This is a genomic window from Streptococcus infantis, from assembly GCF_047463655.1.
Classification (GTDB): domain Bacteria; phylum Bacillota; class Bacilli; order Lactobacillales; family Streptococcaceae; genus Streptococcus; species Streptococcus infantis_Z.
Genome location: NZ_JASHDM010000029.1, coordinates 1 through 1,227 on the forward strand (window position 1 = coordinate 1; position 1,227 = coordinate 1,227).

Genomic DNA, 1,227 nt, shown 5'->3' on the forward strand with positions numbered 1-1,227 from the left:
TGGTTGACGCTGACTGGCTAGCTGATGTACTTGCTGATTGACTTGCGCTTGTCGATGCTGACTGGCTAGCCGATGTACTTGCTGATTGGCTCGCACTTGTTGAAGCACTTTGGCTTGCTGATGTGCTTGCTGATTGGCTCGCACTGGTTGAAGCACTTTGGCTTGCTGATGTGCTGGCTGATTGGCTCGCACTGGTTGATGCTGACTGGCTAGCTGATGTACTTGCTGATTGGCTCGCACTGGTTGACGCCGATTCAGAGGCTGATGTGCTTGCTGATTGGCTCGCACTTGTCGATGCTGACTCAGACGCTGATGTGCTTGCTGATTGGCTCGCACTTGTCGATGCTGACTGGCTAGCCGACGTGCTTGCTGATTGACTTGCGCTGGTTGACGCTGACTGGCTAGCTGATGTACTTGCTGATTGACTGGCGCTTGTCGATGCTGACTGGCTAGCCGATGTACTTGCTGATTGGCTCGCACTGGTTGACGCCGATTCAGAGGCTGATGTGCTTGCTGATTGGCTCGCACTTGTCGATGCTGACTCAGACGCTGATGTGCTTGCTGATTGGCTCGCACTTGTCGATGCTGACTGGCTAGCCGACGTGCTTGCTGATTGGCTTGCACTGGTTGACGCTGACTCAGAAGCCGATGTGCTTGCTGATTGACTCGCACTGGTTGACGCTGATTCAGATGCACTTGTGCTTGCTGATTGACTTGCGCTTGTTGAAGCACTTTGGCTTGCTGACGTGCTTGCTGATTGGCTCGCACTTGTCGATGCTGACTCAGACGCTGATGTGCTTGCTGATTGGCTCGCACTGGTCGATGCTGACTGGCTAGCTGATGTGCTTGCTGATTGACTTGCGCTTGTTGAAGCTGACTGGCTAGCCGACGTGCTTGCTGATTGGCTCGCACTGGTCGATGCTGACTGGCTAGCTGATGTGCTTGCTGATTGACTTGCGCTTGTTGAAGCTGACTGGCTAGCCGACGTGCTTGCTGATTGGCTTGCACTGGTTGACGCTGACTCAGAAGCCGATGTGCTTGCTGATTGACTTGCACTGGTTGATGCTGACTGGCTAGCTGATGTACTTGCTGATTGACTGGCGCTTGTTGAAGCACTTTGGCTTGCTGACGTGCTTGCTGATTGGCTCGCACTGGTCGATGCTGACTGGCTAGCTGATGTACTTGCTGATTGACTTGCGCTGGTTGACGCTGACTGGCTAGCTGATG

The 1,227-nt window shown here is 53.7% G+C and carries 1 pseudogene; it reads right to left on the reverse strand.

From position 1 onward, the window contains the following. Window positions 1–1,227: pseudogene (locus tag QM877_RS10170) on the reverse strand (hypothetical protein); the annotation flags it as partial.